The sequence below is a fragment of the Blastococcus saxobsidens genome, from assembly GCF_010682065.1.
Lineage (GTDB): Bacteria > Actinomycetota > Actinomycetes > Mycobacteriales > Geodermatophilaceae > Blastococcus > Blastococcus saxobsidens_B.
Genome location: NZ_JAAGWG010000012.1, coordinates 101414 through 116343, shown reverse-complemented (window position 1 = coordinate 116343; position 14930 = coordinate 101414). Strand labels below are relative to the sequence as shown.

Sequence of the window (14930 nt, the reverse complement as noted above, 5' to 3'; positions counted from 1 at the left end):
TCAGCGCTCCTCGCGGTTGATGATCGACCAGACGAACTCCTCGTACGTCTGCTGCTGCTCGACCAGCAGGGCGGCCAGCAGGCGGGAGGAGGCCTCCACCGCCGCGCGGGCGTTGGGGTGGCGGCGCTCCTCGGCGAGCAGCCGCGTGTAGAGCGGCTGGATGCGCGCGATCGCGCCGGGGGAGGGCTTCCGGCGGTTGGAGTGGTAGCCCACGACGCGGCAGTCGGCCGTCCGCGAGGGCGTCACGTGCGCGAGGACCCAGTAGTGGCCACCGTCGACGGCGAGGTTGTTGATGTAGGCGAAGACCTCCTCGCCCGCGCCGAGGGTGTCCCAGAGCAGCTTGAAGACCGCCCGCGGCATCTCCGGGTGCCGGATCATGTTGTGCGGCTGGCCCAGCACGTCGTCCTGGTGGTAGCCGCTGACCCGCAGGAAGACGTCGTTGGCGTAGGTGATGATCCCGCGGGGATCGGTCTTGGAGACGATCAGTTCGTCGGCGGAGAAGCTCCGCTCGCGGCCCGTCGGCCGGACGGCGGCGCGGTTGCCGCGGGAGACCGGCGGGGCCGGTCGGGTGTCGAGCACAGGGGTTCCTCGTTTCGTCCGTTCTCGTCCCCTTCATCGGCAGGCGGGGTCCGCATCGGAACGGAGGCGGACGACACCGCGCCCCGTCCGTATGGGGAAGCCCGACGGGGCGCGGTGGATCAGGGGACGCGCCGGGAGGGCGCGGGCAGGGGCCTCAGATGGCGACGCCGGTGCAGCTGGCCGAGCAGTTCAGCGACCAGATGGAACCGAGCCGGGAGAACCGGTCGGACCGGACCAGGCGCTCGCCACCGGGCCCGCTGCGCACCACCGGGGCCGCGGCCGGCGGGGTGCTGCCGCCGGGGGTGGACCCGCCGGGGGTGCTGCCGCCGGGAGTGGACCCGCCGGGGGTGCTGCCGCCGGGAGTGGACCCGCCGGGGGTGCTGCCGCCGGGGGTGGACCCGTCCGGCGTCGTCCCCTCCGGCCCGGGGCCGACCGCGTCGGCGTACGTGAGCGCGTTGCTCAGCACCGAGGCGCGGCCGTCCCGTGCGGTGATGGTCACGTCGTAGGTGCCTGCCGTGCGGGCGGGCACGCGGACCACCAGCTCGGTGACGGTGCTGCGCACCACGGTGGCCGTGGCGCTGGCGCCGATGCGGACCGTCGGGTCGGCGGGGAGCGCCCGCCCGGTGACGGTCACCAGCGTGCCGCCGGCGGTGTCGACCCGGTTGGGGCTCAGCGACGTGATCCGGAAGGCGCCCACCTCGGGGTAGGTGGTGCTGCTCGGCGGGGTGCCGGGCGTGGACGGGGCCGGTCCGGTGGTTCCGGGGTCCGGGGTGCCCGGGTCGGTGCCGCCGGGCGCCGGGGCGTCCGGCGTGGGCCCGTCGGGCCCGGGGGTGCCGGGCACGGGCGTGCCCGGCGCCGGGGTGACGGGTGCCGGTGCCGGCGTCGTGGGAGCCGGGGCGGTCGGCGTGGGGGTGCCAGGCTCGGGGGACCCCGGGGCCGGGGCGCCCGGCGTCGGGGAGCCGGGTGCCGGCGTGCCGGGTGCCGGGCTCGTCGGGGTGGAGCCACCGGGAGTGCTGCCGCCGTCGGGCGTGCTGCCGTCGGGGATGGTGGGCGTGGTCGTCCCGGGCCGCGGGGCGGGCGCGGTCGGGGTGGTGCTGCCCGGCGTGGTGCCGCCCGGGGTGGGGCCGGCCGGCGCCGGGCCGGTGGGGGCCGGCCGCGGCGAGGAGACCAGCAGCGGGGCGGCGTGCATGCGCCCCATCGGCTCGCCGTCGCGGTGGAGCTGGACGGTGAGCACGTAGCGGCCGTCGCCCAGGTCCACCGACGGCGCGAGGCCGATCCCCCGGAAGTCGGTCCGGGAGCCCAGGTCGAAGCGGGCGTCGCCCTCGTCGTTCGTCGGCACCGTGACGCCGTCGAGCGTCACGGCCTTGTCCGCCAGGGCCCAGATCTCGCCCCCGGACTCCATGCCCAGGCCGATGTCGACCGAGAACTGCCCGCTGCTGCCCGGCGTGCTGAGGCCGATCGCCGGGCGCACCGTGCCGGGCCGCGAGGTCATCGAGGAGAAGGCGTACTGGACCGGGTCGCTGCCGCCGTCGCCCAGGCGGCTCAGCGTGAGCCGGCCACCGGTGACGGACCTGCCGACGAAGGCGGGGACCGGGTCGACGTCGGCCAGCAGCGCTGCCTTGAGCTCGGCGGCGGTGGCCGTCGGCCGGACGGCCCGGTACAGGGCGACCGCGGCCGCCACGTGCGGCGCGGCGAAGGAGGTCCCGTCGACCAGCCGCATGCCGCCGTCGTTCCACGGCGCCGGGACGCGGGTGCCGGGGGCGAAGAGGTCGACCGAGGCCGCGCCGTAGCCGGAGTGGCCGGCGATCGTGTCGGCGGCGGTCGAGCTGCCGACGGTCACCACGTTCGGCTCCGGCAGGCTGGCCGGGTAGACGATGTTCGTGTCGCGGTTGCCGCCGTCGTTGCCGGCCGCGGCGACGACCAGGACGCCGTGGGCGTCGGCGTAGGCGATGGCCGAGCGGAGGGTCTCGAGGGCGTGGCCGCCGAAGGCGCCGCCCCAGGAGGCGTTGACGACGTCGGCCCCGTGGTCGACGGCGTACCGGATGGCCCGGGCGCACAGGTAGATGTCGACGGTGCTCCCGCCGCCCGCGACCAGCGGCATGATCGACACCCCCGGCGCGACGCCGGCCGAGCCCTGACCGTTGTCCGCCCGCGCCCCCACGACGCCGGAGACGCTGGTGCCGTGGCTGCCGAGGCTGCCGTTGTCGATGTCGGCGTTGTTCGCGTAGAAGTTCCAGCCGTGGCAGTCGCCGGCCAGGCCGTTGCCGTCGGTGTCGGTGGTGCCGCACGACTCGTCGGGGTTGGTCCACAGGGAGCCCGCCAGCTCGGGGTGGTCGGAGTCGAAGCCGGAGTCCACGACGGCGACGACCCGGCCGATGCCGGTGCCGGTGTCCCAGCCGGTGGTGGCGTCGACGTCGGCGTCGGCCACCGCGGCCTGCCCGGTCGCGTTGCGGCCGGTGTTCTCCAGGTTCCAGCCGTACTGCGGGAAGAAGGGGTCGGTGACGGTGCCCAGCAGCGGTGCCGACGTCGAGAGCTCGACGTCGGTGACCCCCGGCACGCCGGCCAGGCGCTCCGCGGTCACGCCGTCGGCGGCGACCAGGGCGCGGGCGGTGTCGACCCACTGCGCGCTGGCCACGCCGGGGACGTCCTCGAGCGCGCCGAGCAGGTCGGCCGACTGCGTGTCGGCGGTGAGCACGTAGCGGGTGAGCCCGTCGCCCGCGCCGAAGTCGGTGGCCACCGGGACCGGCGGGGTGGCCCATGCCGACCAGACCGCCGCGCCGGCGTAGCCGGCCACGACCGCCGAGGTCAGGACGATGCCCAGAGCCTTCTTGCTCGTCATCCGCGGAGTCCTCCGGCGCGACCACCCCGGCCCGTCCGGGGAGGGCCGGCGACCGGAGGACCGGACGCCGGCAGGCGCTCTTCAGGCACGCTTCGTCCCGTCCCGGCCCCGGCTTGAGGGGTGGCGGCGCCCATTCACCCGGAGGGAGGGGGAACCCGTTCCCTAGACTCCGCGCCATGCTGCTGAGCGACCGCGACATCACGGCCGCGATCGCCGAGGGTCGCCTCGGCATCGAGCCCTACGACCCGGCCCTGGTGCAGCCCTCGAGCATCGACGTCCGGCTGGACCGGTTCTTCCGCGTGTTCAACAACGCGCGGTACACCCACATCGACCCGGCGGAGCAGCAGGACGACCTGACCACCCTGGTCGAGCCCCAGGGCGACGAGCCCTTCGTGCTGCACCCGGGCGAGTTCGTGCTGGGGTCCACGCTGGAGGTCGTCAGCATCCCCGACGACCTCGCCGCCCGCCTGGAGGGCAAGTCCTCGCTCGGCCGGCTCGGGCTGCTCACCCACTCGACGGCCGGCTTCGTCGACCCGGGCTTCTCCGGGCACATCACGCTGGAGCTGTCCAACGTGGCGAACCTGCCGATCACGCTGTGGCCGGGCATGAAGATCGGTCAGCTGTGCATGTTCCGGCTCACCAGTGCCGCCGAGCACCCCTACGGCTCGGCGGTCTACGGGTCCCGCTACCAGGACCAGCGCGGCCCCACGCCGTCGCGGTCCTTCCGCAACTTCACCCGCGCGGAGACCCGCCGTCCGGAGTGACCTGGGCGCTGGCCGGCGGCTCGACGCCGGCGGTCTCCAGCACGTCGGAGCACCGCCCGGCCGGTGACCAGCCCGGCACGGACCGCTCGACCTCGTCGTCGACGAAGGTCTGGCGGGTGGCCACCCAGCCGGCGACGGAGAGCACCGCGACACCGGTCAGCACGATGACGAACATGCCGGTGTAGCTCCCGGTCACGCCGCGCAGCACGCCGACCAGCAGCGGACCCGCCCCGGCGATCACGTAGCCCCAGCCCTGGCTGACCGTGGACAGGGCGGCGACGGTCTCCGGCGTCCGGGCCCGCAGGCCGATCAGGGTGAGCACCATCGAGAACGTGCCCATGCCGACGGCGATGAGGGTCATCCAGAGCCAGGGCACCGTCGTCGGCGCCGTCCAGAGGCCCACCCAGCCGGCGACGTAGCAGGCGACGAAGACGGCCAGCAGCGGGCGCTGCAGCGGCGGCCGCACGACGAGCGAGGGGATGACCGCGCTCAGCGGCAGGCCCACCAGCGAATTGAGGCCGAGCAGGAGCCCGGCGGTGGCGGCCGACATGCCCGAGTCGCGCAGGTACTGGGCGGACCAGCCGATGACGACGTAGGCCTGGAGCGCCTGGACCCCGAAGAAGGCGGTCAGCGCCAGCGCCGTGGGGCTGTGCACGAGCGCCCGCATGCGGACCGCGGTGTGGCTGTCGCGCGAGACGCCGGGCGAGGCCGGGAGGGCCAGCCAGACGCCGGCCGCCACCAGTGCGGGGACCGCCCAGACGACGAGCGCCCAGCGCCAGCTCCCGGTGGCGTCGGCCAGGGGCTGGGAGCCGACCGCGCCCAGCGTGGCGCCCAGGCCCATGGCGGTGCTGTAGGCGCCGACGAGGGGGCCCGTGCGGGTGGGGAAGTAGCGCTTCACCAGGCCGGGGAGCAGCACGTTGCCGAGCGCGCCGCCGACCATCGCCAGCGCGGTGCCGGTGAGGAAGAGCGGGAAGCCGCCGGCCGCGCTGCGCAGCGCGAGCCCGCCGGTCATCGCGACCAGCGCCCCGGCCAGCACGTGGGCGTCGCGGTAGTGCGCGGACAGGGCCGGGCCGGTGAAGCCGATGAGGGCGAAGCACAGCACCGGCATCGTCGTGATGACGCCGGCCAGGCCGCTGGAGATGCCCAGCCCGTCCTCGATCTCCTCCAGCACCGGCCCGACGCTCGTGACCGCGGTCCGCAGGTTGAGCGCGGTGAGGACGATCGCGACGGCGATGAGCGCGAGGCCGCGCCGACGGGAGGGGGCGGTGCTGGTCACCGGAGGATCGTCCTCCACCGGGGCCGCGCAGCCCCCGCCGGGTCGTTTCCCTGAGCAACGATCCGCCGGACCGGGGAACGACGACGGCGCGCGCCCCCTCGCGGGGACGCGCGCCGTCGTGGTGCGGTGCGGGTGGGATCAGGCCTTGTCACGGGCCCGACCCCGCGCCGGTCCGCTCCTCGCTCGTGCCTCGCTGCGGTGCTCCCGGCGCTGTCGTCAGGCGTTCGGGCCGTGCTCCGTGGCCGCGGAGCCCTCACCGGCCGGGTCGGGGTCGGGCGACGTGCCGACGTCGGGGCCGGATGCCGCGCCCTGCGCGGAGACCGCCACCGGCTGCATGGAACGCAGCAGGATCTGGCTGACGTCGAGGACCTCGACGTGCTCGGCGGCCTCGCCGTTCTGCTTCTTGCTGGTCAGCGCGTCGCTGAGCATCGTGATGCAGAACGGGCACGCGGTGGAGATGACGTCGGGATCGAGCTCGAGGGCCTCCTCGGTGCGCTCCATGTTGATCCGCTTGCCGATCTTCTCCTCCATCCACATGCGGGCACCGCCGGCGCCGCAGCAGAAGCCGCGGTCCTTGCAGCGGTGCATCTCCTGCGTGGACAGGCCCTGGACGGAGTCGAGGATCTCCCGCGGGGGCGTGTAGACCTTGTTGTGCCGGCCCAGGAAGCAGGGGTCGTGGTAGGTGACCTTGCGGTCGACCGGGGTGACCGGGACGAGCCGGCCCTCCTCCACCAGCTGGCCGAGCAGCTGCGTGTGGTGGACGACCTCGTACTCGCCACCGACCTGCGGGTACTCCTTGCCCAGCGAGTTGAAGCAGTGCGGGCAGGTGGCCACGATCTTGCGGGTGCCGGGCACGCGGCCCTCGAAGACTCCGTTGAGGGTCTCGACGTTCTCCATGGCCAGCTGCTGGAAGACGAACTCGTTGCCCATGCGGCGGGCCGGGTCGCCCGAGCAGGTCTCCCCGCTGCCGAGGACGGCGAACTCGACGCCCGCGGTGTGCAGCAGCTCGGCGACGGCCTTGGTGACCTTCTTGGCGCGGTCGTCGATGGCGCCGGCGCAGCCGACCCAGAACAGGTACTCGACCTCGGCCGGCAGCGGGCCGTCGGCCATGCGGACGTCGAAGTCCAGCTCCTTGATCCAGTCCTCGCGGACGTTGCCGGCCATGCCCCACGGGTTGCCGCGGTTCTCGAGGTTGCGCAGCATCACGCCGGCCTCGGACGGGAAGTTGGACTCGATCAGCACCTGGTAGCGGCGCATGTCGTTGATGTGGTCGACGTGCTCGATGTCCACCGGGCACTGCTCGACGCAGGCGCCGCAGTTGGTGCAGCTCCACAGGACGTCGGGGTCGATGACCCCGCCCTCCTCGAGGGTGCCGACCAGCGGGCGGTGCGCCTGGGCGTCGTTGGTGCCCTCGATGCGGGCGTAGCCCGAGGCCCAGACCTGCTCGTCGCTGGGCTTGAGGACGTCGTAGTCCGGCGCGGTCTCCGCGGCGGTCTTCTCGCCCAGCAGGTAGGGGGCCTTCGCGTAGAGGTGATCGCGAAGATCCATGATCACCATCTTCGGGCTGAGCGGCTTGCCCGTGTTCCACGCCGGGCACTGGCTCTGGCACCGACCGCACTCGGTGCAGGTGCTGAAGTCCAGCATCCCCTTCCAGGTGAAGTCCTCGATCTTGCCGCGACCGAAGATGTCGTCCTCGCCGGGATCCTCGAAGTCGATCGGCTTGCCGCCCGAGGTCATCGGGAGCATGGGGCCGAGCGCGGGGGCGCCGTCGGCGTTGCGCTTGAAGTAGATGTTGAAGAAGGCGCTGAACCGGTGCCAGGCGACGCCCATGTTCAGGATCCGGCTGATCACGACCAGCCAGGTCAGGCTCACCACGATCTTGATGAACGCGACGACCGTCAGCAGGTCGGGGCTGTCGGGCAGGATCGTGGCCAGGGCGCCGGAGACCGGGTGCGACCAGCCGGGGGCGTCGGTCAGGTCGGAGGAGACCTTGAGCGCGCGGATCAGCAGGATGCAGAGGCCGACGGTGAGGACGATCGCCTCGACGAAGTAGCCGCGGCCCTCGTTGGAACCCGCGAAACGGCTCTTGCGGCCCTGGCGGCGCGGGTGGTCCTTCTGGCGCCGGTAGATCAGGTAGACGATCCCGAGGATCGTGCCGGTCCCGATGATGTCGGCGAACAGGTTCCACAGGCCCCAGTTGCCGATGAGCGGCAGGTGGAACGCGGGGTTCCAGACCTCGCCGAAGGCCTCGACCAGCGTCAGGAAGAGGCCGTAGAAGCCGACGAAGACGAACCAGTGCGCGATGCCGATCGAGGACCACTTGAGCATCCGGGTGTGGCCGAGCGACTCGATCGCCAGCGTCTTCAACCGGGTCTTGACCGGCCCGAAGCGGGTGCCGTCGGGCTGGCCGGTGCGGATGATCCGCACCATCGCGCGCACGGCGCGGTAGGCCATCACCGAGGCCACGATCAGGAACAGGACGCTGATCGTCCCGAGGACGATCTGCAGCGGGCCCGTCATGTTTTCCTCCCCGGACGCCCGAGGGCGTCGGCTGACTCCCGCCGGCCACGTGGGGCGACGAGGCTGTGTGTGGTGCGCGCGGCGCGGGACCGGCTCGGGAGCCGGTCACGCGGGCGCGTACGGGCACCGCTGCCCGCACTGCTTGCGCACGATAGCGGGCGCGCCAGAAGGCTACTCGCCGGTAACCCCGTGGGGGCATCACGATCCGGCCACCCCGCCGCCGGGCCGTGGTCGCCGCCGCCGCGCTGCAGCGCGGCGGTGACGACGACACCGCGGTGGTCAGCCGGTGCGCGCCTGCCCACGGGCCCGTGGCAGGGTGCTGAATCGCCGTCGGAGGGGTGCCGGTCGTGCGAGCGCCCGGCGCAGGTCGGCCTCGGCGTCCGGCCACCGGGGGCCGACATCGGCGTCGGCGATGCGCACGACGCCGATGTCCAGCGCGCGCAGCCGGTCCTCCCGGCGCTTCTCCTCCCAGAGGACCCGCTCGGGTGACCGGCCGCGCCACGGATCGGTGTACTTCACCTGCCTGTCGAACTCGACCGCCACCGCGGCGTCGTCGAACCAGGCGTCGACCACGGCGACGAGACGGCCCTCGGCGCGGATCTCGACCTGGAGCTCGGGCACCGGCAGGCCCGCGCCCGCGATCCGGAGCCGGCCGCGGGTCTCCAGCGGTGACTCGGCGCGCCCGTCGGCGAGGACCACTGCCCGCTCGGCCCGCCGGGCGCCCGGCCACCGCGCCGCGCGGGAGGCCGCCGTCCTGAGCTGCTCCGGCACGACCCGCTCGGCCAGCAGGGCCGCGTCCATGGCGACGACCGCCTCCTCGAGCGGTTCGCTGCGAGCGTGGTCCACCAGGGTCCGCGCCGGTGTCGTCAGCCGGAACGGGCCCCGGACGGCGACCTCGTCGTCGGCGAGGGGGGTCTGCGTCATCCGGTGGTCGCGGCCCGTGCGGGTGTGGGCCGGGTCGACGAGGGAGATCGTCGGCGGACGCGGGACCGGCAGTCCCCACAGCCGGGCGGCGGTGCCGTGGCCGAGGGCGGCGCCCGGGCGGTCGAGCGCGACGAGCACCGCCAGGCAGTCGAGCTGGAACCGCCGACCCTGTTGCTCGGCGCGGGCGAGGTCGTCGGCGGCGACGTAGATCCCGCGGCGCAGCCGCACCCAGCGGCCGGTGGCGCACATCGAGCGGATCTCCGGATGTCCGTAGCCGGCACGCCGGGCATCGGCGGCCGTGAACAGCCCCAGACGACGCTCGGCGGCGGCTCGCAGCAGCGGATGCATGGTGCGCAGTGTCGGTGTGCCGATCCGGGCGCGGACCCGCGCGCGCAGATCTGTGGACAGCGGCGCCCATCGAGCGCCGCTCGGCGGTGACGACCGCCGCACCGCAGCGCGGCGGTCGTGGCGGCGGGGCGGTGGTGAATGGAGCACGCGAGCGAAGTTGAGCCGAGGTGGCGCACCCCGGGAACACGGGCGCGCTGCCTGCCGTTACGGTGGGCAGGAAAGTTGAGCGAGCCCCGCGCAAGGTGGACGAGCGCCGCGGCTCCTCGGCTGACCCACACGGACCAGTACCACCCCAGCACACGGAAGAGAGGCCATCCCCATGGCACGAGCTGTCGGTATCGACCTCGGCACCACCAACTCCGTCGTCACCGTCCTGGAGGGCGGCGAGCCGACGGTCATCGCCAACTCCGAGGGCTCGCGCACAACCCCGTCGGTCGTGGCGTTCGCCAAGAACGGCGAGGTCCTCGTCGGCCAGTCGGCGAAGAACCAGGCGGTCACCAACGTCGACCGCACCATCCGGTCGGTCAAGCGCTACATGGGCACCGACTGGAAGACCGACGAGATCGACGGCAAGAAGTACACGCCGCAGGAGATCTCCGCGCGCATCCTGCAGAAGCTGAAGCGGGACGCCGAGACCTACCTGGGCGAGCCGGTCACCGACGCCGTCATCACCGTCCCGGCCTACTTCGAGGACGCGCAGCGCCAGGCCACCAAGGAGGCCGGTGAGATCGCGGGCCTCAACGTCCTGCGCATCGTCAACGAGCCGACGGCCGCCGCGCTGGCCTACGGCCTGGACAAGGGCGAGACCGAGCAGACGATCCTCGTCTTCGACCTCGGTGGCGGCACGTTCGACGTCTCGCTGCTCGAGATCGGCGACGGCGTCATCGAGGTGAAGGCCACCGCCGGTGACAACCACCTCGGTGGTGACGACTGGGACGAGAAGGTCATGACGCACCTGGTCAAGACCTTCAACGCCTCCAACGGCATCGACCTGTCCAAGGACAAGCTGGCCATGCAGCGGCTCCGCGAGTCCGCCGAGAAGGCCAAGATCGAGCTGTCGCAGGCGCAGTCGACCAACATCAACCTGCCCTACATCACCGCCGGCGCCGAGGGCCCGCTGCACCTCGACGTCACGATCACCCGCGCGGAGTTCCAGCGGCTCACGCAGGACCTGCTCGACCGCGCCCGCGCGCCGTTCAACCAGGCGATCCGCGACGCCGGCATCTCCGTCGGCCAGATCGACCACGTCGTCCTCGTCGGTGGCTCGACCCGCATGCCGGCCGTGTCCGACCTGGTCCGCGAGCTGACCGGCGGCAAGGAGCCCAACAAGGGCGTCAACCCCGACGAGGTCGTGGCCATCGGTGCCGCGCTGCAGGCCGGTGTCCTCCGCGGTGAGGTCAAGGACGTCCTGCTCCTCGACGTCACCCCGCTGTCCCTGGGCATCGAGACCAAGGGCGGGATCATGACCAAGCTCATCGAGCGCAACACCACGATCCCGACCAAGCGCTCCGAGATCTTCACGACGGCCGACGACAACCAGCCGTCCGTGCAGATCCAGGTCTTCCAGGGCGAGCGCGAGATGGCGGCCTACAACAAGAAGCTCGGCATGTTCGAGCTGACCGGTCTGCCCCCGGCGCCGCGCGGCGTCCCGCAGATCGAGGTCGCCTTCGACATCGACGCCAACGGCATCGTGCACGTGTCGGCCAAGGACCTGGGCACGGGCAAGGAGCAGTCGATGACGATCACCGGCGGCTCGGCCCTCCCCAAGGACGACATCGAGCGGATGATGAAGGACGCCGAGGCCCACGCCGAGGAGGACAAGAAGCGCCGCGACGAGGCCGAGACCCGCAACCTGGCGGAGTCGCTGCAGTACCAGACCGAGAAGTTCCTGGCCGAGAACGGCGACAAGATCCCGGCCGAGAAGAAGGACGAGCTCGGCGAGGCGCTGACCGAGCTGCGCAGCGCCCTGGGCGGCTCCGACATCGCCGCGATCAAGGCCGCGCAGGAGAAGGTCGCCCGCGTCTCCCAGGAGGTCGGCGGGGCGCTCTACGCCCAGCAGGCCGAGGGCGCCGACGGTGCCCCGGGTGCCGCGGCCGGCGACGGCGGGCAGCAGGCGCCGGCGGGTGACGACGACGTCGTCGACGCCGAGATCGTCGACGAGGGCCCGGACGAGGGCACCGACCGCCGATGACCGCGGGGGACGAGCAGCCGCGGGTCGTGATCCGTGACAAGCGGCGGATCGACCCCACCACTGGCGCAGTACGGACGCCGGCCGGCGAGCAGCCGGCCGGCGCCCGGCCCGGTACCGACCTCCCAGGGGAGCAGATGAGCGAGCACGAGACACCGGTCGCCGAGCAGCCGCAGGTCGCGGACGGCGACGGTGCCGACCTGAGCCAGCAGCTGGCCGAGCGCACCGAGGACCTGCAGCGCGTCACCGCCGAGTACGCCAACTACCGGCGGCGGGTCGACCGCGACCGGTCACTGGTCGTCGACCAGGCGGCCGAGCGGTTCGCCGCGCAGCTGTTCCCGATCGTCGACGACATCGAGCGGGCCCGGGACCACGGGGACCTCACCGGCGCGTTCAAGGTCGTGGCCGACCGCGTGCTCGGCCTGCTGGACGGCCTCGGTGTCGAGGCGTTCGGGACGACCGGCGACGAGTTCGACCCGGCGCTGCACGAGGCCGTCATGCACGACACGTCGGCCGAGGTGCAGGTGCCGACCGCCACCACGGTGCTGCGGCAGGGTTTCCGCCGCGGCGACCGCGTGCTGCGGACGGCGATGGTCGCGGTGACCGAGCCGGAGAACCCGGCGCCGCCGGCGGCCGATCCCGTGGCCGCACCGGCGTCCGGCGACGAGGCCGGCGCCCCGACCACCGACTGAGCGCGAGAGGGGGCGTCCGATGAGCACCCGTGACTTCATCGAGAAGGACTACTACGGCGCGCTCGGCGTCCCTCAGGACGCCGACGCGACCGCGATCAAGAAGGCCTACCGGCAGCTGGCCCGGGACCTGCACCCGGACAAGAACCCGAACAACGCCGAGGCGGAGGCCCGCTTCAAGGAGGTCTCCGAGGCCTACGACGTGCTCTCGGACCCGAAGCGACGGGGCGAGTACGACGAGGCCCGGCGGCTGTTCGGTGCCGGTGGCGCCGGCGCCCGTGCCGGGTTCCCCGGTGGAGGTGGCTTCCCCGGTGGCGGCCAGACCTTCGACTTCGGCGACCTGTTCGGCGCGGCCGGTGGGCCCCGCGGGGCCGGGGGCGCCGCGGGCGCCGGTGGGCTGGGCGACATCCTCGGCGGGCTGTTCGGGGGCGCGGCCGGTGGTGCGCGAGCCCGGAGCCAGGCGGCGTCCGGCCCGGCCCGGGGTCAGGACGTCGAGACCGAGGCGACGCTCTCCTTCGAGGAGGCCGTCCTCGGGGTGACGGTCCCGCTGCGCATGCAGAGCCCGGGCAGCTGCCAGACCTGCGCGGGCAGCGGTGCCAAGCCCGGGACCAGCCCGCACACCTGCCCGGTGTGCCAGGGCGCCGGCGTGACCAGCCGCAGCCAGGGCGCGTTCGCCTTCTCCGAGCCCTGCCGCAACTGCCGTGGCAGCGGCCAGGTGGTCGACGACCCGTGCCCGACGTGCTCGGGCAGCGGGATCACCAGCCAGACCCGGACGATCACGGTCCGCATCCCGGCCGGTGTCAAGGACGGTCAGCGGATCCGGCTCCCCGGCAAGGGCGCCCCGGGCCGGCGCGGAGGCCCGGCGGGCGACCTGTTCGTCGTCGTCCACGTCGCCGAGCACCCGCTGTTCGGGCGCAAGGGCGAGGACCTGACGCTGCACGTGCCGATCACCTTCGCCGAGGCCGCGCTCGGCACCACGCTGACCGTGCCCACGCTGGACGGCTCCGTCTCGCTCAAGGTGCCGGCCGGCACCGCCAGCGGCCGGACGCTCCGGGTGCGCGGCCGCGGGGTGCCCGGCAAGGGCCGGGCCGGTGACCTGCTGGTCACGGTGGAGATCGCCGTCCCGGTCCGGCTGACGCCCGCCCAGCGCAAGGTCGTAGAGGCGCTGGCCGAGGAGATGGACGAGGACCCGCGTCCGCAGATCACGGCGGCGGTGCGCCCGGGGGGCGAGGGATGACCATCCCACCGGGCGACCCCGCCGCGGAGGCGGGGCGGGCCGTCGCCGAGGACGCGCCGGTCTTCGTGATCTCCGTGGCCGCCGAGCTGGCCGGCATGCACGCGCAGACGCTGCGCCAGTACGACCGGCTCGGCCTGGTCAGCCCCGGCCGCACGGCCGGCGGCGGGCGGCGGTACAGCCCGCGGGACGTCGCGCTGCTGCGGGAGGTGCAGCGCCTCTCCCAGGAGGACGGCGTCAACCTTGCCGGGATCAAGCGGATCATCGAGCTGGAGTCGCAGGTCGAGGCACTGCAGTCGCGGGTGCACGAGTTGCTCGAGGAGCTCCAGCACTCCGAGAGCCGCCGGATAGCGGCCGAGGCGGCCGTGCCGGCCGCCTACCGCGCGGAGCTGGTGCCGCTGCGGCGGCCGAGTTCGGCCCTGGTGATCTGGCGTCCGGGCGCCGGGCGGTGAATGCTCCCCCGGTGGACGCGCACGAGGCCTATGTCGCCCTGGAACGGGAGATCGGACTGCTCCTGCGCCGCTCCCGCGCCATCTCCACCCGGCTGGCCCGGGAGCTTCACCCCGACCTCGACGGGGCGGCCTACGGGCTGCTGGCCCTGCTCCAGGACGCCGGCCCGCTGCGGGCGAGCGACCTGGTGGTCCGGCTCGGGCTGGACAAGAGCACGGTCAGCAGGCAGGTCTCGAGCCTGGTGGAGCTCGGCCTGGTCGACCGTGCCGCCGACCCCGAGGACGGCCGCGCCCAGGTGCTGACGCCGTCGCGGGAGGGGGCGGCCCGGCTGAACCGGATCCGGGAGGCCCGGCGGGCGCGCTGGGAGTCCGACCTCTCCGGGTGGCCGACGGACGACGTCGCCACCCTGGCCGGCCTCCTGGGCCGGCTCAACCGGCTGGGCGAGGCCCGCGAGACCGACGCCAGGGAGATGCCGGACGCCGCGGGGGAGTGACCGCGCCCACACGGGCTGACTGTTGCAGACCGCAACCATACGGACGTATGGTTGCGGTCTGCAATTAGTTGATCAGCCGTAGGACGCCGTCATGCCACTCGCTCCGCACACCCGCGACCGCCTCATGGGCAGCGTCGCCCAGCTCATCCGGGCCGGTCGCCACCTGAGCACGCGCGCCGCCGCCCAGCTCCACGGGGACCTCCCGTCGTTCGGCTGGGCGCTGCTCCTGCCCCTCGAGCAGGAGGGGGTGCTGCGCTGCAGCGCCCTGGCCGCGCGGGCCGGCATCGACGTCTCGGTGGCCAGCCGACAGCTGGCCGCGCTGGAGCGGTCGGGCTACCTGCGGCGGCACCCCGACCCGCGGGACGGCCGGGCCGCGCTCTTCGAGCTCACCGGACACGGGGCCGACGCGCTGGCCACCTCCCGGGCACTGCGCTCCGGGTGGGCGCTGACCGCGCTCGCCGACTGGGACGAGCCGGACGCCGGCCGGCTGGCCGACCTCCTCGAGCGCCTCGTCGCCGACATCGACGCCGCCGGCTCCGCGCAGCGCGGCGCCCAGCCGGTGGCCGCCGGATGACCGCCCGGCCCGCCTCCTCCACACCTACCGAACGACCCACCAGCAGGAGTTC

Annotated in this window: 12 protein-coding genes; 7 read left to right on the top strand and 5 right to left on the bottom strand. The window is 73.8% G+C overall.

What is annotated here, in order from left to right; translation table 11 throughout:
• Both GCU60_RS10080 and GCU60_RS10075 read right to left on the bottom strand, forming a co-directional pair.
• Nucleotides 1-579 carry a PAS domain-containing protein gene (locus GCU60_RS10080; RefSeq protein WP_163204753.1) on the bottom strand — a complete coding sequence of 193 codons (579 nt, stop codon included), beginning with the start codon at nucleotides 577-579 and terminating at the stop codon, nucleotides 1-3.
• Between the two features lie 154 nt (nucleotides 580-733).
• Nucleotides 734-3418: a S8 family serine peptidase gene (locus GCU60_RS10075; protein WP_163204751.1), complete on the bottom strand. Its 2685-nt coding sequence runs from the start codon at nucleotides 3416-3418 to the stop codon at nucleotides 734-736.
• Between the two features lie 176 nt (nucleotides 3419-3594).
• Between GCU60_RS10075 and dcd the strand changes: the two genes are divergently transcribed.
• Nucleotides 3595-4182 (top strand): dCTP deaminase, encoded by a 588-nt coding sequence (gene dcd, locus GCU60_RS10070; protein ID WP_163204750.1) that lies wholly within the window; start codon nucleotides 3595-3597, stop codon nucleotides 4180-4182.
• On the opposite strand, the gene GCU60_RS10065 is transcribed toward dcd, so the two are convergent.
• The 3 genes from GCU60_RS10065 to GCU60_RS10055 all read right to left on the bottom strand — a co-directional run bounded on the left by GCU60_RS10065 (nucleotide 4151) and on the right by GCU60_RS10055 (nucleotide 9250).
• Nucleotides 4151-5458: an MFS transporter gene (locus tag GCU60_RS10065; RefSeq protein ID WP_163204748.1), complete on the bottom strand. Its 1308-nt coding sequence runs from the start codon at nucleotides 5456-5458 to the stop codon at nucleotides 4151-4153. The genes dcd and GCU60_RS10065 overlap by 32 nt on opposite strands.
• A gap of 216 nt (nucleotides 5459-5674) precedes the next feature.
• Nucleotides 5675-7978 carry a (Fe-S)-binding protein gene (locus GCU60_RS10060; protein ID WP_163204746.1) on the bottom strand — a complete coding sequence of 768 codons (2304 nt, stop codon included), beginning with the start codon at nucleotides 7976-7978 and terminating at the stop codon, nucleotides 5675-5677.
• A 279-nt stretch (nucleotides 7979-8257) separates the two neighbouring features.
• The gene (locus tag GCU60_RS10055; protein ID WP_163204744.1) at nucleotides 8258-9250 is read right to left on the bottom strand and encodes a type IV toxin-antitoxin system AbiEi family antitoxin domain-containing protein; all 993 of its coding nucleotides are present in this window, start codon (nucleotides 9248-9250) and stop codon (nucleotides 8258-8260) included.
• Nucleotides 9251-9569: 319 nt separating this feature from the next.
• Here GCU60_RS10055 and dnaK point away from each other — a divergent pair, with 319 nt between their 5' ends.
• The 6 genes from dnaK (at nucleotide 9570) to GCU60_RS10025 (ending at nucleotide 14878) form a co-directional block, all read left to right on the top strand.
• Complete coding sequence (dnaK, locus tag GCU60_RS10050; RefSeq protein ID WP_163204742.1) at nucleotides 9570-11441, top strand: molecular chaperone DnaK; 1872 nt, start codon at nucleotides 9570-9572, stop codon at nucleotides 11439-11441.
• Nucleotides 11438-12130, top strand: coding sequence for a nucleotide exchange factor GrpE (gene grpE / locus GCU60_RS10045; RefSeq protein ID WP_163204740.1), 693 nt, complete (start codon nucleotides 11438-11440; stop codon nucleotides 12128-12130). The genes dnaK and grpE overlap by 4 nt, the downstream gene beginning before the upstream one ends.
• 19 nt (nucleotides 12131-12149) lie before the next feature.
• The gene (gene dnaJ / locus GCU60_RS10040) at nucleotides 12150-13364 is read left to right on the top strand and encodes a molecular chaperone DnaJ (protein ID WP_163204738.1); all 1215 of its coding nucleotides are present in this window, start codon (nucleotides 12150-12152) and stop codon (nucleotides 13362-13364) included.
• On the top strand, nucleotides 13361-13813 hold the full coding sequence (locus tag GCU60_RS10035; protein ID WP_163204735.1) for a heat shock protein transcriptional repressor HspR: 453 nt from the start codon (nucleotides 13361-13363) through the stop codon (nucleotides 13811-13813). Before dnaJ ends, GCU60_RS10035 begins: the two co-directional genes overlap by 4 nt.
• 11 nt (nucleotides 13814-13824) lie before the next feature.
• Complete coding sequence (locus GCU60_RS21030) at nucleotides 13825-14304, top strand: MarR family transcriptional regulator (RefSeq protein WP_163204733.1); 480 nt, start codon at nucleotides 13825-13827, stop codon at nucleotides 14302-14304.
• Between the two features lie 91 nt (nucleotides 14305-14395).
• Nucleotides 14396-14878 carry a MarR family winged helix-turn-helix transcriptional regulator gene (locus GCU60_RS10025; RefSeq protein ID WP_163204731.1) on the top strand — a complete coding sequence of 161 codons (483 nt, stop codon included), beginning with the start codon at nucleotides 14396-14398 and terminating at the stop codon, nucleotides 14876-14878.
• Nucleotides 14879-14930: the final 52 nt, after the last annotated feature.